The organism is Pseudomonas sp. DY-1 (assembly GCF_003626975.1).
GTDB lineage: Bacteria > Pseudomonadota > Gammaproteobacteria > Pseudomonadales > Pseudomonadaceae > Metapseudomonas.
Genome location: NZ_CP032616.1, coordinates 805,267 through 830,219, shown reverse-complemented (window position 1 = coordinate 830,219; position 24,953 = coordinate 805,267). Strand labels below are relative to the sequence as shown.

At 60.9% G+C, this 24,953-nt stretch carries 25 protein-coding genes and 2 pseudogenes; 18 read left to right on the top strand and 9 right to left on the bottom strand.

Going from position 1 to position 24,953, the window contains the following annotated elements; translation table 11 throughout:
* The first annotated feature begins 58 nt into the window (after positions 1-58).
* Positions 59-616 carry a flavin reductase family protein gene (locus D6Z43_RS04180; protein WP_120650707.1) on the top strand — a complete coding sequence of 186 codons (558 nt, stop codon included), beginning with the start codon at positions 59-61 and terminating at the stop codon, positions 614-616.
* A gap of 22 nt (positions 617-638) precedes the next feature.
* On the opposite strand, the gene D6Z43_RS04175 is transcribed toward D6Z43_RS04180, so the two are convergent.
* The 4 genes from D6Z43_RS04175 to D6Z43_RS04160 form a co-directional block, all read right to left on the bottom strand.
* Positions 639-1,556, bottom strand: a complete 918-nt coding sequence (locus D6Z43_RS04175; RefSeq protein ID WP_120650705.1) for a helix-turn-helix domain-containing protein — start codon at positions 1,554-1,556, stop codon at positions 639-641.
* A gap of 189 nt (positions 1,557-1,745) precedes the next feature.
* The gene (locus tag D6Z43_RS04170) at positions 1,746-2,000 is read right to left on the bottom strand and encodes an Atu4866 domain-containing protein (protein ID WP_120650703.1); all 255 of its coding nucleotides are present in this window, start codon (positions 1,998-2,000) and stop codon (positions 1,746-1,748) included.
* A 156-nt stretch (positions 2,001-2,156) separates the two neighbouring features.
* The gene (locus tag D6Z43_RS04165; RefSeq protein ID WP_120650701.1) at positions 2,157-2,894 is read right to left on the bottom strand and encodes an SDR family oxidoreductase; all 738 of its coding nucleotides are present in this window, start codon (positions 2,892-2,894) and stop codon (positions 2,157-2,159) included.
* A gap of 130 nt (positions 2,895-3,024) precedes the next feature.
* Positions 3,025-3,594 (bottom strand): NAD(P)H-dependent oxidoreductase, encoded by a 570-nt coding sequence (locus D6Z43_RS04160; RefSeq protein ID WP_120650699.1) that lies wholly within the window; start codon positions 3,592-3,594, stop codon positions 3,025-3,027.
* Between the two features lie 146 nt (positions 3,595-3,740).
* Here D6Z43_RS04160 and D6Z43_RS04155 point away from each other — a divergent pair, with 146 nt between their 5' ends.
* From D6Z43_RS04155 to D6Z43_RS04095, 13 genes and pseudogenes are all read left to right on the top strand, one after another.
* A complete protein-coding gene (locus D6Z43_RS04155; protein WP_120650697.1) occupies positions 3,741-4,649 on the top strand; it encodes a LysR family transcriptional regulator in 909 nt (302 codons plus the stop codon).
* A 490-nt stretch (positions 4,650-5,139) separates the two neighbouring features.
* Positions 5,140-5,607 (top strand): BRO family protein, encoded by a 468-nt coding sequence (locus D6Z43_RS04150; protein ID WP_120650695.1) that lies wholly within the window; start codon positions 5,140-5,142, stop codon positions 5,605-5,607.
* 315 nt (positions 5,608-5,922) lie between these two features.
* Positions 5,923-7,233, top strand: a complete 1,311-nt coding sequence (locus D6Z43_RS04145; protein ID WP_120650693.1) for an epoxide hydrolase family protein — start codon at positions 5,923-5,925, stop codon at positions 7,231-7,233.
* Positions 7,234-7,333: 100 nt separating this feature from the next.
* Entirely contained in the window at positions 7,334-8,248 is a 915-nt protein-coding gene (locus D6Z43_RS04140) for a LysR family transcriptional regulator (protein ID WP_120650691.1), read from the top strand.
* 4 nt (positions 8,249-8,252) lie between these two features.
* On the top strand, positions 8,253-9,146 hold the full coding sequence (locus tag D6Z43_RS04135) for a LysR family transcriptional regulator (protein ID WP_178083597.1): 894 nt from the start codon (positions 8,253-8,255) through the stop codon (positions 9,144-9,146).
* Between the two features lie 157 nt (positions 9,147-9,303).
* Positions 9,304-9,927, top strand: a complete 624-nt coding sequence (locus D6Z43_RS04130) for a glutathione S-transferase (protein WP_120650687.1) — start codon at positions 9,304-9,306, stop codon at positions 9,925-9,927.
* Positions 9,928-9,978: 51 nt separating this feature from the next.
* Positions 9,979-12,039, top strand: a complete 2,061-nt coding sequence (locus D6Z43_RS04125) for a pyridoxamine 5'-phosphate oxidase family protein (protein WP_120650685.1) — start codon at positions 9,979-9,981, stop codon at positions 12,037-12,039.
* Positions 12,040-12,085: 46 nt separating this feature from the next.
* A pseudogene (locus tag D6Z43_RS28235) lies at positions 12,086-12,227 on the top strand (hypothetical protein); the annotation flags it as partial.
* A gap of 125 nt (positions 12,228-12,352) precedes the next feature.
* Positions 12,353-13,294 (top strand): chromate resistance protein ChrB domain-containing protein, encoded by a 942-nt coding sequence (locus D6Z43_RS04115; protein ID WP_371924330.1) that lies wholly within the window; start codon positions 12,353-12,355, stop codon positions 13,292-13,294.
* Positions 13,287-14,651 (top strand): chromate efflux transporter, encoded by a 1,365-nt coding sequence (gene chrA, locus D6Z43_RS04110; protein ID WP_120650679.1) that lies wholly within the window; start codon positions 13,287-13,289, stop codon positions 14,649-14,651. The genes D6Z43_RS04115 and chrA overlap by 8 nt, the downstream gene beginning before the upstream one ends.
* Before the next feature lie 10 nt (positions 14,652-14,661).
* Positions 14,662-14,982: a rhodanese-like domain-containing protein gene (locus D6Z43_RS04105; RefSeq protein ID WP_120650677.1), complete on the top strand. Its 321-nt coding sequence runs from the start codon at positions 14,662-14,664 to the stop codon at positions 14,980-14,982.
* Between the two features lie 41 nt (positions 14,983-15,023).
* Positions 15,024-15,173 (top strand): annotated as a pseudogene (locus tag D6Z43_RS04100) (chromate resistance protein ChrB domain-containing protein); the annotation flags it as partial.
* Positions 15,174-15,939: 766 nt separating this feature from the next.
* On the top strand, positions 15,940-16,467 hold the full coding sequence (locus D6Z43_RS04095; RefSeq protein ID WP_120650675.1) for a DUF1003 domain-containing protein: 528 nt from the start codon (positions 15,940-15,942) through the stop codon (positions 16,465-16,467).
* Between the two features lie 25 nt (positions 16,468-16,492).
* Here D6Z43_RS04095 and D6Z43_RS04090 read toward each other — a convergent pair whose 3' ends face one another.
* On the bottom strand, positions 16,493-16,768 hold the full coding sequence (locus D6Z43_RS04090) for a hypothetical protein (protein WP_120650673.1): 276 nt from the start codon (positions 16,766-16,768) through the stop codon (positions 16,493-16,495).
* Positions 16,769-17,184: 416 nt separating this feature from the next.
* Between D6Z43_RS04090 and D6Z43_RS04085 the strand changes: the two genes are divergently transcribed.
* Both D6Z43_RS04085 and D6Z43_RS04080 read left to right on the top strand, forming a co-directional pair.
* Entirely contained in the window at positions 17,185-17,556 is a 372-nt protein-coding gene (locus tag D6Z43_RS04085) for a hypothetical protein (RefSeq protein ID WP_120650671.1), read from the top strand.
* An 11-nt stretch (positions 17,557-17,567) separates the two neighbouring features.
* Positions 17,568-17,789, top strand: coding sequence for a YMGG-like glycine zipper-containing protein (locus D6Z43_RS04080; protein ID WP_120650669.1), 222 nt, complete (start codon positions 17,568-17,570; stop codon positions 17,787-17,789).
* A gap of 58 nt (positions 17,790-17,847) precedes the next feature.
* On the opposite strand, the gene D6Z43_RS04075 is transcribed toward D6Z43_RS04080, so the two are convergent.
* Positions 17,848-18,591 carry a class I SAM-dependent methyltransferase gene (locus D6Z43_RS04075; protein ID WP_120650667.1) on the bottom strand — a complete coding sequence of 248 codons (744 nt, stop codon included), beginning with the start codon at positions 18,589-18,591 and terminating at the stop codon, positions 17,848-17,850.
* Between the two features lie 194 nt (positions 18,592-18,785).
* Positions 18,786-19,658: a LysR family transcriptional regulator gene (locus D6Z43_RS04070; RefSeq protein ID WP_162945798.1), complete on the bottom strand. Its 873-nt coding sequence runs from the start codon at positions 19,656-19,658 to the stop codon at positions 18,786-18,788.
* Positions 19,659-19,893: 235 nt separating this feature from the next.
* Between D6Z43_RS04070 and D6Z43_RS04065 the strand changes: the two genes are divergently transcribed.
* On the top strand, positions 19,894-20,847 hold the full coding sequence (locus D6Z43_RS04065; RefSeq protein WP_120650663.1) for a DMT family transporter: 954 nt from the start codon (positions 19,894-19,896) through the stop codon (positions 20,845-20,847).
* Positions 20,848-21,809: 962 nt separating this feature from the next.
* On the opposite strand, the gene D6Z43_RS04060 is transcribed toward D6Z43_RS04065, so the two are convergent.
* Entirely contained in the window at positions 21,810-22,499 is a 690-nt protein-coding gene (locus D6Z43_RS04060) for a GNAT family N-acetyltransferase (protein ID WP_120650661.1), read from the bottom strand.
* 348 nt (positions 22,500-22,847) lie between these two features.
* Entirely contained in the window at positions 22,848-23,756 is a 909-nt protein-coding gene (locus tag D6Z43_RS04055; protein ID WP_120650659.1) for a LysR family transcriptional regulator, read from the bottom strand.
* A gap of 157 nt (positions 23,757-23,913) precedes the next feature.
* On the opposite strand from D6Z43_RS04055, the gene D6Z43_RS04050 reads away from it, so the two are divergent.
* Complete coding sequence (locus D6Z43_RS04050; protein ID WP_162945886.1) at positions 23,914-24,942, top strand: AbrB family transcriptional regulator; 1,029 nt, start codon at positions 23,914-23,916, stop codon at positions 24,940-24,942.
* Positions 24,943-24,953 lie beyond the last annotated feature (11 nt).

Below are 24,953 nucleotides of genomic sequence, written 5' to 3'. Positions count from 1 at the left end.
ACAGCAAGTCGCTGTATCCCCTTCCCAGTGCGACACGGGACCAGGAGAGGACTTAACCATGCCCGCGTACAAGAAATTCGATTACCCACTCGTCGAGACCAGACGCCACCTTGAAACAGGCCCCATTGTGCTGGTGACTTCTGCCTACAAAGGCGAGACGAACATCATGACCATGGGGTGGCACATGATGATGCAGTTTTCCCCTGCGTTGTTCGGCTGCTACATCTGGACCGGCAACCACAGCTACGACCTCATTCGGCACAGCCAGGAGTGCGGCATCAATATCCCCACGGTCGAAATCGCCCAACAAGTCGTGAACGTGGGCAACAGCTCAGGGGCTTCAATAGACAAGTTCGCAGAGTTTGAGCTATCGCCTTTCAAGGCGGAGAAAATCGCGGCCCCTCTCATCAACGAGTGCTACGCGAATTTCGAATGCCAACTGTGGGATTCAGCACTTATAGGTGAGTACGGTCTATTCGTCTGGCAGGTCGTGAAGGCTCATGTAGCAATTGACGTGGCCAGCCCCAGAACGCTGCATTACCGCGGGCACGGCGAGTTCATGGTGGCCGGGGACACACTCTGTTTTCGTGATCAGTTCCTGCCGCAAAATCTTTGATCCAAGCAACCCGGCCCGGGCACTAACGCTGAGCCCGATATTGGCTAGGTGTCAGCCCCACATGATGTCGGAACACCTGGGAGAAATGACTGGGGCTGGAATAGCCCACTTCCATGCCGATGTCGATGATGCTCAGCTCCGTTTCCGTCAACAGCTGACGTGCTTTGGCCATCCGCATTCTGATGAAGTACTGGGAGGGTGGATGGCCCGTGGCTTTCTTGAACAGTCGGCTGAAGTGGTAATCGCTCATACCCGCCTCCAGCGCCAGGTCGCCAAGGCTGAACTCCAGATGGAGCCCATTCTCCATCGAACCTACGACGCGTTTGAGTTTGTAGGCTGGCAGGGCATTACGCCGAGCGAGGTTCTCGGCACAGGTATCCAGGTAGTTCCTCGCCAGGTGCACGGCCAGACATTGGGCGATGCCATCGATGAACAACCCACTGACCTCATACTGACTGCTCAGCTCAATACGAAACTGATCGAGGAGCCGAGAAAGCGCTGCGTCCTGTCCGCCAGAGATTTCTCTCAAGCGAACCGCCCCTCTGCCATGCACCTCCTGCATCGCACGCTCAAGCAACGAGATGCCGAGATAAATGTGCATCACTTCGAATGGTTCCGGGCCGCTAGCCCGCCAGCGCATCTCATAGGGCACGGCAGAGGTCGTGAGAAAGAAATCACCTTTGGAAACTTCGGAGCACGCCCATTCGCCGCCAAGCTCCCGTTCTTCCACAATGGCGCACCCGGAAAGGACCCAGACGACCAGAGGTTCAGCTACCGCGGGAACTATGAATGTCTCCTCAACCCGCCGACGGTTGAAGATCTGTATCAGGACGTCCCTGGAGGCACTGCCTGCGGATGCGGCAAGCAGTTCGCCCTGGATAAAGGACTCCAGCCCCTCAGCTGACGTGCGAGTGGTACCGGACACCGGATAGTGCTTCATAAACTTCTCAAGAACTGCGACAGAACAATCAGGTTCGACCTGTCTAGTTTGGGTTCTGGCCTTCCGTTTGGCCCGCGCCATCGATTGCCCGAACAAGCACTACACAGACGCGCTTTGCATTTAGGACCTCACGAAGCGAGAGAGCCCCAGCGTTTTCATCTTTCATCAGCGCACCACTTCCACCACCCGCTACTTCTCTCGGTACAAGACCATCCCTGCGTGATAAAGGACATCGCTTCGGAACTCACCGTCGGCGGTGAAGCCGGTGTCGTCGACGTACTCTATGTGGTCTCCTTCCAACCAGTAGCGCCCCTGGTAAGCGCTTTTCTTGTTCCCACGAGCCTCATCGTAGCGGCCCCCGGGCAGCAGTTCATGACGAATACGGCCATCTGCGGTCACCCACATGCCGACATACTTGTTCTGATCACTTGAGGGACGTGCCATTTCATCGTTCCTATGTGCGAGTCGAGTTGAGGATTGCCCCGCCCCAGCCATTGAGAGCGGCAGCAGCGGAGCAATGAGCAAGCTCCAGGACAACAACCAAAACACGGGGCTGGCCCGCAGGCCAGCGTCGACCTTCGTACTCAATTGCGCGCCCCGTCAGAACGGGCTCGCCGTAGGCCGTACGATCAGTTCGCTTACATCAACTTCCGCAGGCTGTTCGACGGCGTATGCAATCGCTCGCGCTATGGCGTCGGCCGGAATGGCGATCTTGCGAAACTCGTTCATCTCGGCGCGACCACCCTCGTCCGAGATACTTTCGGCCAGTTCCGACTCGGTAACGCCAGGCGCGATGACGGTGACCCGGATGTCCCCGCCGACCTCCTGGCGAAGGCCTTCGGAAATGGCTCGCACGGCGTACTTCGTGGCGCAGTAAACGGCCGCAGTCGGACTCACCGCATAGGCACCAATAGAGGCGATGTTGATGATCTGTCCCGCCCGTTGGCGTTGCATCAGCGGTAGGGTCGCGGCGATACCGTGCAGCACACCACGAATGTTCACATCGATCATGCGGTCCCATTCATCCACCTTGAGCGCCTCAAGCTTGGAAAGCGGCATTACACCAGCGTTGTTGACCAGCACATCGACCTGACCGAACTGGGCAACGGCAAAGTCGATGAAGTCCTGGACGTCCTTGCGGTCTGTGACGTCCAGAGCGCGGAACTTCGCGCTGCCGCCGGCGGCGCAGATATCGCCAGCAATCATTTCTAGGCGGTCGGTACGCCGAGCGCCGAGCACCACTTTCGCGCCATGGCTGGCCAGCAGTCGCGCGGTCGCCTCACCGATACCGCTGCTTGCGCCGGTGATTGCGATGACTTTTCCTTCGATGTTCAACATGGTCGGTTTCCTCTTCTGTTCGCCCAGCTAGCGGGCCTGGAAATAAGGTTAAGGACGGGCAACAAGAGCCCGTTAGTCGATTCCTCCGGAGTATTTGCCCATTTCTGCTTCGACTCCGATGCGTTGACGCTTAGCTCACCAGTTCATAGGACACCTGTTCCCGCGCAGCCTTTAGGGCTCTTGCCCACCAGTTCAGTTGCACCAACATCCGAGCCATTGGAAGCCTGGTTTGATCGGGCTGACGCATTACCCCGGACTCATCGATCAGCGCCCGGGGGTTGGGAAAGGACACGAAATTGCAGATGGGGACCGCGTGCTGCCCGGCCAGAACCTGGCGGAGCTGATCGATCGCGCGCATTCCACCCGACTCTTCGCCGTAACCGATGAACGCCACCGGTCTTGCGTGCCAACGAACCGAAACCTGGTCGATGAACGCTTTCAGCTCGGCGGGGTAACCATTGCTCTGCTCCGAGGTGACGATCAGGAAGGCATCAGCCTTTGCGAGATGTCGCAGACTTTCGTGTCGCTGTACGTGTTCGGCAGTGTCAGGACTGATTACGAGGTCATCGAGCTCGATGACACAGAATTCGAACTCAGCACGTTGCGCTATAACCTCAGAGGCCCATTTCACCAGCGCAGGACAGAGGCCTTCTTCATCCTTACCGCCGTAGATCAGAATCAGTTTGATCTTGCTGTTCATCTCATCCTCCGGACTCGGCATTTCCATCGTTGGCACATCTATTGCTCAGTCTCGAGCTCTGGTGCAGGCTCTGGAAAACAGAGTAAGAGCGCCGTCACGGCGGATATAGCCGGTCCCGGGGCATTCAACTTGTGACGTGAATTCATATGAGACGTTTGGACATAAACTGCTTCGCGGAAATGAGCGTGTTCGTCAGGGTCGTCGAAGACGGCGGCTACACCGCAGCGGCCAAGAGTTGTGCCATGACTCCCTCGGCAGTCAGCAAACTGGTTTCGAGGCTGGAAAACCGGCTGGGTGCTCGCTTGCTTAATCGCTCGACACGGCGGCAGTTGCTCACGTCTGAAGGGGCAGCGTTCTACGAGCGCAGCCTGACCATCCTGACTGCACTCGATGAGGCCGAGCAGGAAGCAGCAGCGAGTTCAGCACCACAGGGAACGGTAAGGGTGAACTGCAACGTCGATATCGGGCGCTTGTATCTGCTGCCTCTGTTGAACGAGTTCCTGCGAGACTACCCAGGGGTATCGGTGGAAGTTTTCCTCAGCGACGAAGTCGTCGACCTGATAAGCGTGCGGGCAGACGTGGCAATCCGCAGCGGCCCACTTAAAAGCTCCAATCTGGTGGCCAGGCGCCTGGGCGATACGCGAAGCCTTATCGTCGCATCACCGACCTACCTGGCCGCCCGGGGTACCCCGAAGGTTCCGGCCGATCTCGAGGGCCACAACTGCTTGGGGTTCACTTTCAGCCAACCCGCCATGGAGTGGAGCCTCAAGGGAGCTGATGGCCAACTCACCCCCATATCCGTGACCGGAAACGCCCGGGTAAGCGACGGTAATGGTGTAAGGGAACTGGCGATTCTTGGGCTTGGCCTCGCGCGCGTTGGGCTTTGCCAGGTTGAGCAGGATCTGGACGACGGCCGCCTTGTCTCGGTTCTGGAAGACTTCATGCCCACGGATAAGATCGAGGTTCATGCCGTCTACATTGGGCAAGGCGGACAGCTGCCTACTCGTGTCAGAGCCTTCATGGATTTTCTCGCAGCGAACCTCAAGATCAGCTAGCCAAGCGGACTTACTCGCCCCTTCAAAGCTCGCTTACAACCCACATTCTCGTCACGCATCGGTGAATAGCCCCTGACATTGCGGCCACTCGTTGACCGCTCTTGGCCGCCGCTCGCGGTGGACAGCTAATCGCCAGACGCAACAACCAGAAAAATTCCGATTCGAGTCAAAGGCAGCCTCAATAGCCCCCTCCCCTTGCCCTCCCCCTTCTCCATCCCTATCCTGCCCCGGCCACGGTCAATCCCGTGGCCGGGTTTGGCGACCCGTTACTAACAGGCGCGACAGCGCCATAAGGTGTTTGCGAGAACAGCGAATGTTCTCGTAGGCCCCCGCACGATTGCAGAAAAGCTGCATCGCTTTATGGCAGATCGCGCGGGGAGACCTTCGGGTCTGCCGGGGCCTGTTAGCCGGTTCGCCAACCCTGCGCGGTCTGCCACCTCCGTTTGGCGACGTTGATGGCAGTTCCTAACCAGCTAACAGGAGCTCCACCATGCACGACGCATACGCCCCCATCGTTTTCCATCATCACAACCTCCGCCTGCGCGCCCTGATGATCGACAACCAGCCCTGGTTCGTCGCCCAAGACTTTGCCCAGTTGATGGGTGTCCGTAGTTCCCGTCGCTTGCTCCACGTCCTGGAACCCTTTGAAAAGCGCACCATCCTGCTCGCGAACGTATGCGGCTTTCATGAGGAAGTGGAAGCCATCAGCGACGCGGGTGCCTACAAGGCGCTGTTTCGCTTCGCCCGGCCGGAGCATGTCGACATCAGTCGCTGGCTGAGCGAGGTGCTGGTGCCGACGCTGCATGACTATCACCGTGACCCGAGCGCAGAGCCGCGGCGGTGCTTTATCAGCTGGTCCAACCGGCAGGTTGGTGCAGTGCGCTGGCAGCGGGAGTTGTGGGTAGCCTGGCGGGATTTGCCGGCGTTTATTGCAGATGGCAAGGACGTGTTGCCGTGAAGTGTCTTCGCGACTGAAGTCGCTCCCACAGGGCCCGGCCCATCACGTTCGAGCAGAATTTGAGGGCCCTCACCCCTGGAAAGGCGGCTGTCGTGCCTGCCAAGCGCCTTCATGGCATTCCTCATGCCATCCACTAGAGTTCCATTTACATCCCGCCCGTCCAGGACATCAGCGCGTGTGCGTCGCGTAGTTGAGGTCATGGCTGCTGCGGTCCGATGCCGGTGCCGATTGGTGCTCGTTCCTCGTGCTTGGCTGTGATCTCGACGTAAGCGCCTGCCGGTGACCTCGATCCTGCATCTGGTAGGAATCACGACCATGGCCATCCAGCAACTGATCAAAACCACCGCCCTGTCCCGTCGTTCCCTGATGTTGAAAGGCGCCGCACTGACGGCCCTCACGATGTTCCGGCCAATGGCGGCGTTTTCTCAGTCCGCCGAGAAGCCGCTTGCGGCTGACGCGCTGCGCCCCTTCCGCGCCAATGTTCCGCAGTCGGCGCTGCAGGACCTTCACCGCCGCCTTGCCGCAACCCGCTGGCCTGATCGGGAAACCGTCGACGACCGTTCCCAGGGGGTGCCACTCGCCAAGCTGCAAGCGCTGGTGCGCTACTGGGACGGCAGCTACGACTGGCGCAAGGCCGAAGCCAAACTCAACGCTTTTCCCCAGTTTCTGACCAGCATCGACGGCCTGGACATCCACTTCATTCACGTCCGCTCCCGCCATGCGGACGCGTTGCCGCTGATCATGACCCACGGTTGGCCCGGCTCCGTCTTCGAGTTGCTGAAAGTCATAGGTCCGCTGACCGATCCCACGGCACATGGTGGCGCGGCCAAGGATGCCTTTCACCTCGTGCTGCCCTCCATTCCCGGCTTCGGCTTTTCCGGCAAGCCCACCAGCACGGGCTGGAACCCCGATCGCATCGCGCGCGCCTGGGATGCGCTGATGAAACGACTCGGCTACAGCCGCTACGTGTCACAGGGTGGCGACTGGGGCGCCATCATTTCGGACGCCATGGGGCGCCAGGCCCCCGCTGGCCTGCTTGGCATCCACGTCAATCGGGTGGAGCGTGCGACCACCCTTCCACCCGAGGTGGCCAAGGCGCTGAAGTGCGGCGACCCTGCTCCGGCGAATCTGAATGCAGAAGAACGGGAAGTGTTCGATACGGCCAGGGAGTTCCTCGGCAAGGGATTCGGCTTCGCTGCCATCATGGGAACCCGGCCGCAGACCCTCGGTTACGGCCTGGCCGATTCACCGGCGGGACTGGCGGCCTGGTTCTACGACAAGTACGGCGAATGGGTGTTCAGCCGTGGCGAGCCGGAACGTGCCTTCACCCGCGACGAAATGCTCGACAACATCTCCCTCTACTGGCTGACCAACACGGCAACCTCGAGCGCACGCATCTACTGGGAGAACGCTGCTAACGCCCCCTCCATGGCTCCGATCAACATTCCCGCCGCGGTGACCATTTTCCCCGGCGAGGTGTACAAACCGCCGAAGAGCTGGGCCGAGCGGGCCTACCACAACCTCGTCTACTACCAGCGCGTCGACAAGGGCGGGCATTTCGCTGCCTGGGAAGAACCGGATCTATTCAGCCGCGAGGTGCGTGCCGCTTTCAGTTCCCTGCGCTGACTGCATCAGCCAAATGCCTGCTTCGCGATGATTTCAGCACTGCAGCCAATCGTCGCCATGCATACTTCCTCGTCAGGTTGCAGGCACGAAGCGGTGAAGCATGGACAGGTTCCAGGAAATGAAAGTGCTGGTGGTGGTGGCGGAAGCGGGAAGTTTCGCGGCGGGCGCGAAGCAGTTGGGTCTCTCGCCGCCCAGCGTGACCCGTGCGATCGCGGCGCTGGAGGCGCGGCTCGGCACTTTGCTGCTGGCGCGCAGTACGCGCAGCGTCCGGCTGACCGAGGCCGGACGGCGCTACGTGGAAGACTGCCGGCGCATCCTGCTGGAGCTGGAGGAAGCGGAGGAGTTGGCCTCCGGCAGCGCTCTGCGCCCACGCGGCAATCTCACCGTGACCGCCCCCGTGATCTTCGGCGAGTTGTACATGGTGCCGTTGATTGCCGATTACCTCGCCGCCCATGCCGAGGTGACGATCAACGCCATGCTGGTGGATCGGGTGGTGAACATGATCGACGAAGGTGTGGACGTCGCCCTGCGCATCGGCCAGCTACCCGAGGGCGACCTGACCGCGCTGAAGGTCGGTGAAGTCCGCCAAGTGATCTGTGCTGCTCCGGCCTTCCTCGAATCGGCTGGAAGGCCCGCGACACCTGCCGATCTGCTCGGCGCGCCGGTGGTGATGTCCTCGGCCAGCTCACTGCTGACCGACTGGCAGTTCATCGGACCTGAAGGGCCCATTACCCAGCGCCCCCAGGCACGCTTCGTGGTCAGTTCGAATAATGCGGCGATCCACGCCGCACGCAGGGGCTGGGGCTATACCCGGGTGCTGTCCTATCAGGTTGCCGAAGCCGTCGCCCGAGGCGAGCTGGAAATCGTCCTCGAGCAGTACAGCATCCCGCCGCTCCCCATTCACCTGCTGCATCAGGGCGGCACGCGGGTATCCGCCAAGGTCCGCACCTTCGTCGACCACTGCTTCGAGCGCCTGCGCAACGATCCGGCGCTGCAGGCCATTGCGGCGGAGTAGTGCCTTGGGCCGTTACCGGGAAATGGAAGTGTTCGACGCCGTGGCGCGGGCCGGTAGCCTTGCCGCCGGGGCCCGGCTGCTCGGCCTGTCCACGGCGACCGTGATGCGCATGGTCACCGCGCTTGAGACGCGCCTGCAGACCACGCTGCTGCTGCGGGGGCCGCGCGGCATCGGTTTGAGCGTCACCGGGGAAGCCTTCGCCACGAGCAGTCGGCAGCTCCTGCAGGAGATCGCCGAAGCGGAGAGTTCGGTGACTGGCCTGCACGCGCACCCGGCCGGGCAGTTGACCATTTCGGTGCCGCTGCTGATGACCCACCAGGTTTTCGCGCCCATCGCCCTCGATTACCTGGCAGCCTTCCCGGACGTGCGACTGATCGCCCAGACCCACGAAGACGTGCCCCATTTGTTGGAGGACGGTATCGATGTCGCTCTGGTAATCGGCCACCTGCCCGATTCCTCGGACTTTGCCTTGCCGGTGGGAATCGTGAACCCCATCGTCTGCGCGGCACCGGACTACCTGGCTCGCCAGGGGCGGCCGCAAACGCCCGACGATCTCAAGGCGCATCTGATCATTGCCACCGGCGCCATGAGCGAGTGGCGCTTCCTCCACCAAGGGGCGCCGCGCTCGGTACGCTTGGCCCCGCGGCTGACCTGCAGTACCCGCAACGCGGCGATCCGTGCCGCCACCCTGGGCCTGGGGCTGACGCGCTGCATGAGCCATGAGGCGCATCAGGAGTTGCAGGAAGGCCGGCTTGAAGCGGTGCTGGAAGACTTCGCGGCTCCCGGCCTGCCGGTAGGACTGATCTACCGCGAGGGCCGCCGCGCCGCTGCGCGGGTCAGGACCTTCCTCGACTTCGCGGTGCCCCGCCTGCGCGCCCATCCGGCCCTGCGCGGCTGAGCCTTGGCGCCATTCTTTCGGATTCTGAAATGCTGGATTGTCCTGACTGGTGATTCTGCTGCTGCTCGTCACGGCGCAGGATGCATCCATCAGCGCGAGAACCCCGACCCGGTCCGACTCGGCGCTGCCTCCCCCCACCCGATTCGGAGTCGCTGCCATGTCCCGCCCCATCAAACTCTTCCGCCACCCGCTGTCCGGCCACGCGCACCGCGTCGAGCTACTGCTCTCGCTTCTGGAGCTGCCTACCGAGCTGGTCTTCGTCGACCTCGCCAAGGGTGCCCACAAGCACCCCGAATTCCTCGCCCTCAACAGCTTCGGCCAGGTGCCGGTCATCGACGATAACGGCACCATCGTCAGCGACTCCAACGCCATCCTCGTCTACCTGGCGAAGAAGTACGGCAACAACTGGCTGCCTGAAGACCCGCAGGGAGCGGCACGCGTGCAGCGTTGGCTGTCGGTAGCCGCCGGCCTGGTTGCCTTCGGCCCGGCAGCAGCGCGGTTGAACACGGTGTTCGGCGCCAACTTCAACACCGAGGAAGTCCTCACCCGCGCCCACACACTGTTCCAGGTGATGGACAGCGAGCTGGCGAAGACCCCCTTCCTCGCTGGCGATGCCGCGACCATCGCCGATGTTTCGAACTACGCCTACATCGCACACGCGCCGGAAGGCAACGTGTCGCTGCAGGACTACCCGAACCTGCGTGCCTGGCTGGCCCGGATCGAGGCGCTCCCCGGTTTCGTCCCCATGCAGCGCACCGCCGCGGGCTTGCAAGCCGGTTGAATCAGCCGTCCGCTGCCGGGAATCCGGCAGCCTTCCAACGAGGTGTCTGCCATGGACCATCTTCCCAAGCACCGCCACTCACCCTGGCATGCCGGTGAAAAGGCGCTCCAGGAACGCGTCGGTGTCTCCGAGCGCATGGAAGTCTTCGGTCAGCGGGTAATCCGCGACTACATGCCCGATCAGCACCGCGACTTCTATCACCAGCTGCCGTTCATGGTCGCCGGCGCGGTGGATGACCAGGGACGCCCCTGGGCGACGCTGCTCGAAGGGCCAGAAGGCTTCGTCACCTCGCCCGATCCCCGGCGTCTGGTGCTGGCCACCAAACCAGACGGCCAGGACCCAGCCGCCAGCGGCCTGCAAGCCGGCGGCGCCATCGGCATGCTGGGCATCGAGCTGCACACACGTCGGCGCAACCGCATCAACGGCATCCTGCAGCGAGTCGAAGCGGACCATTTGGAGGTCGCCGTCGAGCACGCCTTCGGCAACTGCCCGCAGTACATCCAGCAACGCGCCTATACCCGCGACGAACAACGGAACGGCGAGCGCAACCCGCGCCAGGACTTCCTGGCGCTGAACGAGACGCTGGCGGACATTATCCGCAAGGCCGACACCTTCTTCGTTGCCAGCTACGTCGAACACGAGGACGGGCAACGCTCGGTGGATGTTTCCCATCGCGGCGGTCGGCCCAGCTTCGTCAAGGTCACGGGCAATCGCCTGACCATCCCGGACTACGCCGGCAACCTGCACTTCAACACCCTGGGCAACCTGCAGCTCAACCCGATCGCCGGATTACTTTTCGTCGACTTCGCCAGCGGCGACGTGCTGCAACTGTCCGGGACCACGGAACTGATCTTCGACAGCCCGATGATCGCCGCCTTCGAGGGCGCCGAGCGTCTCTGGAGCTTCGACGTGCAGCAGGCCGTGCTACGGCCGCGCGCCTTGTCGATCCGTTGGGATTTCCAGGAGTACGCGCCAACCAGCCTGATGACCGGCACATGGGCCGAGACCGACGAAAAGCTGCGCCAGCGCGAACAGCGCCAGCAGTGGCAGGAATGGCAAGTGGCTCGCCTGGAACAGGAGAGCCAGGACATCCGCTCCTTCTACCTCCAGCCCCCAGACGGTGCGACGGTGAGCTTCACACCGGGTCAACATCTGCCGCTGCGCATTCCCGCGGGTAACGGCGAAGACGTACTGATCCGCACCTACAGCCTCTCCAGCGCGCCGTCGGACGGCCACCTGCGCATCAGCGTCAAGGCACAAGGGAGGGCCTCACGCCACCTGCACGAACAGCTCCAGGTCGGCGACCGGCTGCAAGTACGCGCGCCCATGGGCAACTTCACCCTTGCCGGCGACACCGAGCGGCCCGTGGTGCTGATCGGCGCGGGCGTTGGCATTACCCCACTGCTCTCGATGCTGCGGGAACTCGTTGCGCAGAACGAATCACAGGGTCGCAACCGCCGCATCTACCTGTTCCAGTCCGCGCGGACCTTGCAGCAACTGCCCTTTCAACAGGAGATCGAGGCACTGCGCCAGCGTTGCCCTGACTTGTTGCGGGTGCGCCGTGCGCTGAGCAATCCGGGCGAGGACGCCATTCAGGGGCGCGACCATGAGCTGACCGGACGCATCGACATCGCGGAGATCAAGTCCCACCTGCCACTGGACGACTACGACTTCTACTTGTGCGGGCCGGGGAGTTTTACCCAGGCCATCTACGACGGTCTGCGCGCGCTGAACATCGCCGATGGGCGCATCCACGCCGAAACCTTCGGCCCCTCGACGCTGCGACGCAATGACGACGCGCAACCGCCAAAGCCCGCCCAGCCGCCGGCGGCGACATCACCGGTGCCGGTGTACTTCTCCGCCTCGGCCAAGGAAGCCCGCTGGAAACCGGATAGCGGCAGCCTGCTGGAACTGGCGGAAAGCCGTGGGCTGTCTCCCGACTTCAGCTGCCGCGGCGGCTCATGCGGCACCTGCCGCACACGAGTGCTCAGCGGGCAGGTGCACTATCCCAACCCCCCGGCAGAAATGCCGGAAGCGGGCACGGCGCTCATCTGCTGCGCCGTGCCCGCGGAAGATGAAAGCGGCGTACAGCCACTGGTCCTGGATATCTGACGAGGAACGTAGGCATGACCACAGTGCAGAGAGTTCACGAGTAGGCCTGTTCTGCGACGAGATCGAAGTGCGCATGGTCGGTGTCAACGTGCCGCTGCCGATACCGATGGCCTACCACAGCTTCGGCGGCTGGAAGCGCGCCATGTTCGGCGAACTGCACGCCTGCGGTCCGGACGGCGTGCAGCGGGTAGTCCGGCTCGCCAATATCCAATCGCCCCAAAAGCCGAGGTCGCTTGGACAGGCGGATCTTCTTTTATACGACAGCAAGTACTAATGTAATGTATCAGACATATTTTGTTAGATACTCTACATCATGCGCTGGATATCCCTTGTTCTCGCCCTCCCTACTGCCAACGCCACCGCGCGCATGCGCGCCTGGCGGGCGCTGAAAGCCTGCGGCGCCGCAGTGCTGCGGGACGGGGTGTATCTGCTCCCTGACAGCGACGCCTGCCGCGAAGCCCTCGCCGACATCGAGCGCGACATCCTTTCGATCAATGGCACCGCCTACCTGCTCCCCATCCAGGACCCGCAGGGTGAGCGCTTCATTCCGCTTTTCGACCGCAGCGAGGACTACGCAAGCCTGCGCGCCGAGGTCGACGCATGCCGTGGCCAGCTGACGACCGAGAATGCGCTGGGCTCTACCAAGCAAATCCGCAAGCTGCGCAAGGCCTTCGCCCAGTTGATCGCCATCGACTATTTCCCTGGCCAGCCCCGCCAGGACGTCGATACGGCTCTGCAAGAGCTGGAAACCGCCGTCAGCCGTGCCCTGTCGGCAGACGAGCCATGCAGCCATGACCAGCCCATTCCAGTGCTCAGGCAACAGGATTACCAGGGCCGTAGCTGGGCGACCCGCAAGCGCCCTTGGGTCGACCGCTTGGCCAGCGCCTGGCTGATCCGCCGCTTCATCGATCACGACGCACGCATCCTCTGGCTGGACTCTCCCCAAGATTGCCCGGTGGATGCGCTCGGATTCGATTTCGACGGTGCCACCTTCAGCCACGTCGGCAACCGCGTCACCTTCGAGACCCTGCAAGCCAGCTTCGAGCTGAATGCATTTTCCCTGGAACGGGTCGCTGCCCTGGTGCACTACCTGGATGTAGGGGGCGTTCAGCCGGTGGAAGCAGCTGGCATCGAACGCGTTCTGGCCGGCCTGCGGGAAAGCATCCTTGATGACGATCAGCTGCTGGCCGCCGCCAGCGCCATCTTCGATGGCCTGCTGACCGCCTTTGCGAATGAAGAGAAAAACGATGAGTGAGCACACCATGCGTACCGCCGGGCAGACACAAACCGGAACCGCCCCCGTGGGGCTGTTCCAGGCCTTCCTGTTCTGGCTGAAGCTGGGTTTCATCAGTTTCGGCGGACCCGCCGGGCAGATTTCCATCATGCACCAGGAGCTCGTGGAGCGGCGGCGCTGGATCAGCGAGCGACGCTTCCTCCACGCCCTGAACTACTGCATGTTGCTGCCCGGGCCGGAGGCCCAGCAGCTTGCGACCTACATCGGTTGGCTGATGCACCGGACCTGGGGAGGCGTCATTGCCGGCGCGCTCTTCGTATTACCCTCGTTGTTCATCCTGATCGCCCTGTCCTGGGTCTACATCGCCTTCGGCGAAGTGCCGGTGGTCGCCGGTCTGTTTTACGGCATCAAGCCGGCAGTCACCGCCATCGTGGTCCAGGCCGCCCACCGCATCGGATCGCGCGCCCTGAAGAACAACTGGTTGTGGGGCATCGCCGCCGCCTCATTCATGGCCATCTTCGCGCTGAATGTCCCCTTCCCCTTGATCGTGTTGGGAGCTGCCCTGATCGGTTACATCGGTGGTCGTCTCGCCCCGGACAGGTTCGCTCTCGGTGGCGGCCATGGCGCAGCGAAGACCACCTACGGCCCGGCGCTGATCGATGACGACACGCCTACACCCGAGCATGCGCGCTTTCGCTGGTCACGCCTGTTGCTCCTGGTAGCCGTGGGCGCCCTACTCTGGGTGCTGCCGATGGGCCTGCTCACTGCGCTGTTCGGTTGGCAGGGCACCCTGACCCAGATGGGCTGGTTCTTCACCAAGGCCGCGCTGCTCACCTTCGGCGGTGCCTATGCCGTGTTGCCCTACGTGTACCAGGGCGCGGTGGGCCACTACGGCTGGCTGACACCGACTCAGATGATCGACGGCCTGGCCCTGGGGGAAACCACACCGGGGCCGCTGATCATGGTCGTCGCCTTCGTCGGTTTCATCGGTGGCTATGTGCACCCCATGTTCGGCGCCGAACAAGCCTTCCTCGCCGGCACCGTAGCCGCCACCCTGGTTACCTGGTTTACCTTCCTGCCGTCGTTTCTGTTCATTCTCGTCGGCGGACCGCTAGTGGAATCCACCCATGGCGAGCTGAAGTTCACCGCTCCGCTCACCGGGATCACCGCCGCGGTAGTGGGGGTGATCCTCAACCTGGCCCTCTTCTTCGGCTACCACGTGCTCTGGCCCCAAGGCTTCGACGGCCGCTTCGATTGGCCGTCGGCGCTGATCGCCGTGGCAGCAGCGATCGCCCTGTTCCGATACAAGCGGGGCGTCATTCAGGTGTTGCTGGCCTGCGCACTGGTAGGGCTGGTGGTGCATCTGTTGCGTACCTGAGAGGTGTGCGATGAGTCGGATCACGAGTTGTGAATTGATGGAGTGGCAAGCGGCAGGACGCAATTTCACGCTGCTGGATGTGCGCCGCGCAGGTATCCGCGCGGCAGATGCGGCGGCCATCCCCGGTTCGCGGTGGCTGGAGCCTGAGTCGGTGTTCGCCTGGAAGGACTCGGTGCCACGGGACAGGCCCGTGGTGCTCTATTGCGCCCATGGCCACGAAATCAGCCAGGGTATCGCCGCGACCTTGGAAGCCATGGGGCTAGACGCCCGCTACCTGATCGATGGTTTCACCGGCTGGCGCGCCGCCGGTCAGCCCACCCAGAGCCTGTAGACACAGGCAAGAGGTGCTGCATGATCAGCCACGATGATTAGCTGTGCAGCTTCGATGCCTTCCTGAAAAAGTACGAACTGAATGACCCCGCTCTTGGCCAATTGGCCGCAATAGTGCGCGGTGCCGACACCTCGCGGCTCGATCTGACCCTGCCGTCATCGGGCCTGTACGCCATCTCATTGGGCCTGTCGCACACACGGGATGCTGGAGCACGGCAAACCTGAGCCCAGACGCTCAGTGAAAGGCCGAAAGGCAACTTGGAGTGGCTTGCAACCCCTTCAAAAGCTGGAACATCTGGCCGACTGGCTGCCGCAGAACCGCCTTCTTTCAACAGAATCTGCCGGAAGCAGTCGGTCGCTATCGACCAAAAGTGATCATTCGGCCCTGGTAGGTGGAAGGCTATGTATCGGGCAATCTCCCAGGCAGTGGCTGGCAAGCCACCGTCTAGGCCACATCCATCACATGGGTTTGCTTCGAAACTCTTGACGGTCGCCCCAGCGGAAAGGTTGAACGAGGCTGATTCCCTGTACCTCAAACGGTTGAGGCCAATCTGGGCCTCACGTGAGGTGATGTATGACTCAGAGTCAGAACCAGAACTATCCGGACAATCAAAACCCGAACGCCCCCCAGGACCCGCTTGATCCCCAGCGCGATGACCGGCCTGATGATTGGGTAGACCCCAGCGATCCTGGCGTAGAGCGGCCCGTCAAACCCGACGAACACAATCCCCGCATAATCCCCGAATAACCATCGGCCAACACACCACCCGGGACCCGGCTATGTGCCGGGCTCCCTTCTACCCCAGCTCCCATCGTTCCACCTTGGAAAAAGTGCCAAGGCCCGGCTCGACTCCCTCTACGTCCCCACGGATTAAGCCGTGTCGGCTCCATCTCCGATCAAGCACATAAACTCATGGAAGGTTGTTGCACTGGTTCCAGTCTCGAGCAGGAGTGTTCAATGAAAACGTCACCCTCTAACACCGCGCCCCTAGCTGAAACTGATCACCTGCGTTTCCATCGCCCGCACGAACATCTTGCTCCAACATTTGGCAACGACCAGTTCGCCCTCAAAGCCGAAGCCTTTGCCCGGTTCTTTGGTACGCCGCTATTTCTGGGGGCGCAAACATTGGTTGTCATGGCGTGGATAGGTGTAAACGTCGCCGGCCTGGCGCACTTCGACATCTATCCGTTCATCCTGCTCAACCTGGCCTTCAGTCTCCAGGCAGCGTATGCCGCGCCCCTGATTCTGCTTGCACAAACACGTCAGGCCGCTCGAGACAAAGCGCATGCCGAAGCGGATGCAAAACATCGGGAGGCACTTGCAGTCACCAATGAACGGCACCACGCAAATGCGGCAAAAACCAGCGCTCAGTTGCTGGAACTGCTGGAGCAAAACACTCAGCTCACAGCGCTTACCAAAGAGTTGACGGTGCGTATCGAACTGCTGACCGCCGAAGTACATGCACATCTCATCAAAGTCGTTTGATTGGAAGGCGATGATCGAGCCTGTGCTACTGCGCACTGGCGGCCTGATCTGCCAGCAATTCAGTGCCCCCCCCGCTCGCGGCATTGACCTCGACCAGAATCTGCTCGGCGGTTTCTGTCAGCGTCTCCTTCCTAATCAACGATTGCATGGCGATTCCGGTGATCCACCAGCTTTCCTTCGTTGCGGGCTTTTCAATCGCGACAGCCACGATGCCGTCCGCCCCATATGAACACTTGACGACATGTTCAGGAAGAATTGCAGCGAGCTTCCCCTCCAGTCGGTTCTCCAGCTTGCTTCTCATCGCTTTCTCCAGTGCAGTGCTGGTCAGTCCCTGGCCATGGATAGAGTTCTGGATATAGCCCTTTGGGAACCCAGCATTCGGTGCGGTAACGCACTATCGGTGCGGAAATACCATCCCAACCTGTCACGACTGAACGGCTCATAGCTGCTCCGGTAATCCAGCGATTGTCTGGATCCTGCAAACAGGGATGGCCGGGATTGCCCGGCTATCCGGCAAAGGCGCCCTCTTGGCCTTGAGTGAAATCGCGATTCACCGGCCATCCAACGGGCGGGTCAAGTGATCGTGAAGATGATGGCTGCCGCGGTTTGCACCCCCTCCACCTACACTTACTGAGTCATCGATACGGCCTCCCTGCCAGCGATCGGGCAGGGAGGCCGGCCACGGCGTGGGGTTCAGCCTGACGAGGAGAGGAGACGATGAAGACAGTTCGGATGGGCATGCTGGCATTGGCGCTGAGCGTGACCCTGGCGACGGCGTGGGGCGCTGACAAGGTGCCCATGATTACCGGCGAGCAATGGACGCAATCATCGCCGGAGCTCAAGAAAGCCTATCTCATTGGTATTGCCAACGCGTTCGAGGTGGAGGCGGCCTACCACGCGACCAAGCCGCCGTCCGATGAACAGAGTCTGATTCCCCGTTTCGGCAGAGGCCTGAAGGGCCACACGCTCGACACCGTGCGCGATGGACTCGACCAGTGGTATGCCACCAACCCCGACCGCGTGAAGCGGCCGGTCATCGAGACCATCTGGTTCGAGATGGTCGTGCCCGGCTTGCAGCAGAACAAGTAGCGGAGAAGAACATGAAAGGGTTCCAAGCGTTTGCCGCCGTCCTCGTCGCGGCGGGCCTGATCGGCTGCACCTCGATGAGTTCCCAGCAGCAGGGTACCTTGAGTGGTGCCGCAATCGGTGCCGCGGCCGGCGCCGGTATTGCGGCCATCGCTGGCGGTAGCGGCTGGACCGGCGCCGCAGTCGGTGCCGTCGCCGGTGGCGTGGTGGGCAACATCAGAGGCGGCAAGAAGTAGGGCTGGCCCTGAGTTGCGTAGCTGCATGGCCGACGATCAACTGATCGCTGACCGGTTCTTAGCGCTTCACGCAGACAAACAATGCATTCCCGGACTTGCCGCCCCAAGGCGTGATCCGCTCGTAGTCATGTTCGAAGACGTGGACCTCGAAGTGGGGCTGCAACTGCTGCTGCAGCTCGGTGAAACTCAGGGCGACCATGGCGTGTTCGTCCTGCCAGGCCTGGGTCTCCCCCGCCGTGGTCTTCTCGATGCTGAGGCGCAGTGCCTGCTGCTCGCCCTCGCCGCTGTAGTACCAGCCGGAACCGAAGGTGAAGCAGCTGCCCTCGTGCTCCACGGTATGGCGCACGAATGAGCGGTTATCGATCTGCCGCTTGTCCACCGTGTTGAAGCAGAACACGCCGCCATCCTCAAGCGCTGCGTGCACGCTGGCCAGGCACTCCTGCAGCTGTTTCAGCCCGGCGTTGTAGTGGATCGAGTAGAGGAAGCAAGTGATCAGATCCAGCGGCTCGCCCACTCCGAAGCTCGCCATGTCCTGTCGGCTGAACTGTGCCTCGGGGCAGCGCAGCTGGGCGATATCCAGCATTGGCTGATTGATGTCCAGGCCGGCACTGCGGTAACCGAAATCGAGGAAATGGCGCACGTGCGGCCCGGTGCCACAGGCGAGATCCAGATGCCTGCGCCCCTGATTGCCAAACAACTGGTGCAGCCGGCGTACGCAGTGGCTCTGCGCCCGGTAGTCGATGTCGGCGCACATCAGGTCGTAGTAAGCGGACAGGTCGGTGTACAGCGCGTTGGAGGACATAAGCAGCCAGAGAGGTTCGACGTAAGTTTCGGCGCAGCATGGTACCTCAGCCCCGAGCAATCCCGCCCGAAAACAGACTTCCCACACTAGCCGCTGCATGCTGTGGCCTTGCCAGACTGACGCCCTCCTCCCCAACCGCCGGCCAGGCGCCGGCAGCAGCCCGCCTTGAAGGGCCTGTCGACCTTTCGTGTCGATCAGGTCGTCGAAGCGAAACGGGCCGACAGAAACTCGATGAACACTCGAGTCCTGGCCGGAACAAAATCGCTTGCGACCCTGAGCGCATAGATCGCGGCGTCTGAGGAACGTGAAAAATCCTTTAGCAGCGGAATCAGGCGACCGGACGCTAGGTCGTCGCGCACCATGAACGCTGGCAGACGAGCTATTCCGACCCCAGCCAGACACACAGTACGAATGGCCTCGACACTGTTGCAGGAAAAACTCCCCTCCAGCCGAATCGCCCGATTGGAAGCTGAACGGAACTCCCAATCGTTGAACCGGCTTTCAAAGTTGAGCTTCAAGCACAGGTGCTCAGACAGGTCGGAGGGCCTGGCGGGCATCCCGTTCAGCTCGAGATAGGTGGGGGATGCGCAAACGACACGTTCATTCGATCCAAGTTTTTGCGCGACAAGGCTTGGGTCGGATAGCGCACCGCTTCTTATCGCCACATCGATGCGTTCGTGCCTGATGTCGACAATGGCATCCGTCAGGGTCAGATCTACTTTTATTTCCGGATAGACCCGCATGAAATCGACGACGGCTGGCACCACATGATGATGGCCGAAGGCATTTGAAGAGGTGACTTTCAACATGCCCCTTGGCGCGTCGGAATCAAGCGATACGGCAGCTTCCAAAGCCCGGATATCTTCGAGGATCGGGCGCGCTTCACGCACATACCGCCCTCCGGCTTCAGTCAGCGCCAACGTCCGAGTCGTGCGCAACAACAACTGCGTGCCAAGCCGATCCTCCAGCCGCTGAACCCGTTTGCTGATGGCCGAGTGGGTCATCCCAAGCTTGCGCGCGGCCGGCGAAAAGCCACCTGCGTCTACCACTGCGACCAGAATCAACATGTCGCTGTACCTGTCCATCCGAGTCCCCCTTTTGTTCCGCTATGGAACAGGTGCTTGGAAAATCCAATGGATTCTAATTTTTTTGTGCACACCAGAGAATCCTCTGGCGGACCGAGATCCCTATTGGTCTCGATGCGCGCCTTGTCTTCTGGTGTCGCGACTTCCGAGCTGACTTGTTCGGGAGCGAAACGAACCAGCATGCAATCAAGTTCATCCAGGATGAGTAGCGACGAAGATGAAACATGGGCTCACGACTGGCATTGCCGCAGCGACATTCGCCTCCCTGACATGGTCGATGAACTTCATCGCGCCGCTATTCATCGGCGAGTACTCGATCTTCGATCTTGCGGCCTGCAGATTCATCATTTCCGGATTGATTGGCGCAGTGATTCTGATGGCAAATTTCGAATCCTGCCGAAACCTCGGGTGGAAAGACTGGCTGGCCGCTGCAGGGCTGGGATTCATTGGATATGTGGGGTACTTCATGGCGGTCGCCATCGCCGCCACCTATGCGGGCCCTGTCATAGCGCCCGCCTTTCTGGGCCTGGTGCCCGTGGCTCTGGCCATCAGCGGAAATGTCCAAGGTGGAATCTCATGGCGATTGCTGCAGATTCCGTTTTCGCTGGCCGCTCTGGGGCTGGTCCTGGTAAATGTCCAGAACGTCGCCCAGCCTGAGGGTTTGCCATACGCCTCGTTAGCCCTCGGCGTTGGCGCTTCCATGGCTGCAGTGGCGCTATGGGTCTGGTTCGGACTCGCCAATCAACGAGCGCTATTGAAACGCCCCGGCATGAATGCCTGGCTCTGGACAGCCATGATGATGGTCGGCGGCAGCCTGCAAACCCTCGTATTCCTACCCGTGGGTGCGGGCATGGAGTTGTTCAACGCCCCGATGCTGGGTTTTGGACTGAGCGCCATTGGTCACCTGTATCTCCCGGCCCTCATGCTTGCGGCGGTTGCATCGATTGGCGGCGCGTGGGCCTGGACCATAGCGTCCCAGCGCCTTCCCATAACGCTCGCCAGTCAACTGCTGTCCATGGAGATGGTTTTCGCCACGTGCCTGGGTTTGCTTTTTTCCCATCGGTGGCCCACGGCTCCGGAAGTGCTCGGAATTTCGCTGATCGTACTCGGCGTGGTGAAAGCAATCGGTGCCTTCCGCGGCAATCCCGGTAGTCCCGCTGTCGCACATTGAGTGACATTGCCGGACTCTCAGGCCACCTGCGTGCCGACGACAGGTCGATGGCAAGGGTTTCCAGAGGACTGGTAACGGCCAAAACCAGCCATTAAGCGACACAAACGAATAACCAATCCGAGTCTTTCAAATTTGCCAAACTGGCAAGTACCAATAATTGGCGACCTGAAACTCCGACACTTTTCCGACGCCGTCGCAATGCCGTTATTTATACTTCTGCGCGGCTGTTTGGATCATTGGCGTTACAACTAATGAAGTACTGGCGTACCTCTTTGTAGGCATAGTTACCGGACGGTCTGGCCAGGTTGATAAATGGTACGCGGTCGCAGCCAGTTCTCGTTCAAGCTGAAAATGCTCAATCCGACGAGCGTTGGCTGGCACGGATGTAGTCCCCCCAAAAGCCTGGGCCGTGCCGGTCTCTTTTGTTGACTGCGGAAACAAATACCCGGTTAGCCAAGCGGTCTCTCTGCCTTGAGGAACAATGCGAGTGAACCACCGATTCCACCTCGTCTTATCCGAACAGATATTCAGAACCGACTTCCAAATTACATTGCCGGTAAATTTATAACAGCCATCCAACATCAAACCTTGTTACAAATTCAACTAAACTTACGAAGCACAAAAAAAGGAGGAAGTCCTGTTGTTGTGAGTTCAAAGGCAGGCAAATAAGCGTCTCAGGGGGATATTCAATCGTTGGGAGTCTTATTGTGAACAGCGCGCATGCCGCGCGGAACTCGTTTTTTCCCACGCATATGTCTGGCAGCGGCTCGCAATCGTCGTCCTCAGGCCCTGATAGTCAAGGCAGCGCCAACAGCCCACCCACCAGGCCGTGGCTGACAGTGCTGCCTCGGAGGATTCTCCCGCTGAGCAAGATGGACGCCGACTCGCCAGGTCAGCCTTACCGAAGCCAATGACCGATAACGGACGTTCAAAGCAGAAAAATTCTTCTGCCACTTCGGCTGTCAGTGAATCGTAGGGAAGCGCTCTTTCACCAATCCCTGAGCCTGGTAGGCCATCTGGTCGAGCAGGCGGTCGCGTTTGTTCTCGGCCTCACTCATGGCCTTCTTGCCGTGTTGCTGCACCAGATACGCGTGGATCTGCCGCACTTCCTTGGATTGGAAAATCGGGGTCAGGTCCTGCACCGCCACCATGCCGTCCGAGCGGTGATCGCGGGTGTTCAGCAGCACATGTGGCCCTTGCGCTGCCAGTACCTGAAACCCCATCGACTCAAAGGTCGGCACCTTGTTCGCCACGCAGGCCAGCTCGACGTGGGGCCGATGCTTGGCCATCTGCTGCAACAAAGCCCGGGCAATACCACGTCGGCGGTGGCTGGCCTTGACGGCCATATAGGCCAGAGTGCAGGCCTCGGAATCATCCTGGCTCGGCAGGTACAGGGCAAAACCCAGCACCTGGGAGGGATCTTCATCATCCAGCGCAAGGATCAACCGCGCCGTAGTATCCAGAGAGCTGTCCATGGCTTGCAGATACAGGTGCACCTCGTAGCCAATCACGTACTGATACAACTGATAGAGCGGATTGCTGGGCATCAGCGGCACCGGGCTGATGTCGCTGAAGTAGTCCACCACCATTTGTAGTACCTGACTCTTCAGGGATTCGGGCGGTGATGTGTCCAGGGTTACGAGGGTGAACATCTGAAGCTGGCTCCGGGCGTGCCCGATTCGGGGAATCGGTGCGGGCGCCATTGTAACGCCCGCAAGTATCGAGCGTTCCCACAGCACTCGCATGGACGTGCTCTTCCAGATTGAACGATTAAAACAGGCGCGCCTGTCCTCCCGATAACTGCCCATCATGCTGCCCACCTCCACGCACGCTGAGCGCGTGATTTTGCCGGCGGCATGGGGCGCCAGCTACTTTTTCAACAGAATCGGCCAAAAGCGGACTTAGACTTGTTGCTCGTCCGGATTGCGCAGCAATAGCCAGCGCGCCTGCTTGATGCCCCGTCGCGTCGGGTTGCCATGCCGGAGAAGGTTGGCCGGACCTCATGAATCAAGCTGTAGAAACAGGTTGGCCTGATGAGTCAGCAGAATATCCAGGAGAGTTGCCGTCGCCGGCGACTTGTAACCCTCGGAGCGATAGCTCACCCCGATTACCCGCGTCATGGTGGTATCCGCCAATGGAATTTCCCGCAGACTGGCCTCCGCCTTCCCACCTAACAGGTGTTCACGGGCAATGAAACTGAGTAAGTCAGTACGGGCAATCAAACGTGGCATCAAGGAAATCGACGTGCTTTCCACCTGCACCATGGGTGTCGGCAGTTGTCGGCTGATGAAGGCGTTGTCAATCCACTTGCGCGCACTGGCTGAAAGAGGTGGCAGCACCCAGCGGTAACGGCACAGCTCGCGCTGGCTGATAGGCCTGCTGAAAAGCGGATGATCGCGGCGTGCCACAACCACGGCTTGGTCCTCCAGCAGAGCATGGGTTTCCAGTCCCTCTACCTTGTCGACGAAGGGGCTAATGACCAGGTCCAGATTTCCCTGCAACAACCCCTCGCGAAGCACATCGTCCATCCCAACCGTAAGTGTCAATGTCACATTGGGAGCGAGACTCAGCAGCGTTGCTGTGAGCTGCGGCAGCAGGTATTCGGCCATAGAGACTGCACAGCCCAGTCGAATATTTCCTACCAAACCATTGGCGAAGTCGCGCACCTCGCGACGCGTCTCATCAACGCTGTGGCGTAACTGACGGCTTCGCTCCAGGAGCAAATGCCCCGCCGGGGTCAGCTTGATGCGTCGGCCATCACGCTGGAACAAGCTGACTCCAAGGGATTCCTCCAGGCGTTGAATGCTCTTGGTTAAAGCAGGCTGGCTACGACACAGACGCTCCGCAGCACGGCCCAGGTGGCCAAGCTCAGCAATGGTCTCGAAATAGGCAAGGTCGCGCAGATCCATAATCGATAACTCTGAATTATCGGTTCATCACAATTAGAAAATAGACTTGATGAATCAGCACCAGAATACTGCCGTTGCGCGTTGGACACACCCAGCCCCACAGCGCGTACGGAGAATCGCCTTGCCTACCCTTCCCTCTCTCGACTCCATTGCCCTTATGTGGCAGTGGCTGCTTCTGCTCGTTCTTGCGGTCATCGCAGGTCAAGTGCTGCGACAGATCGGAATGCCAGCTGCTGACTTCCTTGGCTCCATGCTGGTCGCCATTGGACTTGGCGTGCGAGGGGCCCGCATCCGAGTACCCGCGCTCGCTTTCAAATTCGGTCAGGGTTGCATCGGCTTGCTGGTGGCTCATTCGCTCACTGCCGAAACGCTTGCGAGCATTGCTCACGATTGGCCCATCATGCTGCTGGCCACGGCGATAACGGTGGTGATGAGTTTGCTCGTCGCGCTTTGCCTCGTGCGCTACGGTGACCTGCCGGGCAACGCCGCCGCCTGGGGCCTGTCTCCCGGGGCGGCGTCCGCTATGGTGGCTATGGCGGAGGACCACGGGGCAGACTCCCGAGTGGTCGCCACGATGCAATACGTGCGAGTGGTCTGCGTCGTGTTAATAGGTGCAGTCGTCAGCCACGCTCTCGGTGGCGAAATTACTTCCCCCCAACTCCCGGCTGACGCAGCCTCCCTCGGCTTCGCTGTGCCTGCCAATGGCATCCTCACCATCTTTGTTCTGGTCGGCAGTGTGTTGATTGGTGCTCGCTTCCCAGCAGGCGCGCTGCTCGTGCCACTACTGGCTGGGGCGGCGATGCAATTGGGCGGTGTATTCATCATCGACCTGCCCCAGTGGCTGTTGTGCCTGGCCTACGGCGCCCTTGGTTGCTACGTGGGATTACGATTCGATCGCGAGACCTTCGATTTCGTCGTCCGCCGGCTTCCCGCCATGCTCCTCAGCGCGCTTGCCCTGATCGCACTTTGCGCCCTGTCCGCACATTACATTGCGGAACTGCTGGGCAAGGACTTCCTCTCCGTTTATCTCGCCACCAGCCCAGGAGGGCTGGACTCCATGGCAATCATCGCTCTGGATACCCAGGCGGATGTCGGTCTGGTGCTGGCCATGCAGACCATGCGCCTGTTCGGTGTCATTCTGGTCGGCCCATTCCTGGCGAGGCAGATCATCCGCCTGTCTCGCTGAGGCCACTGTCA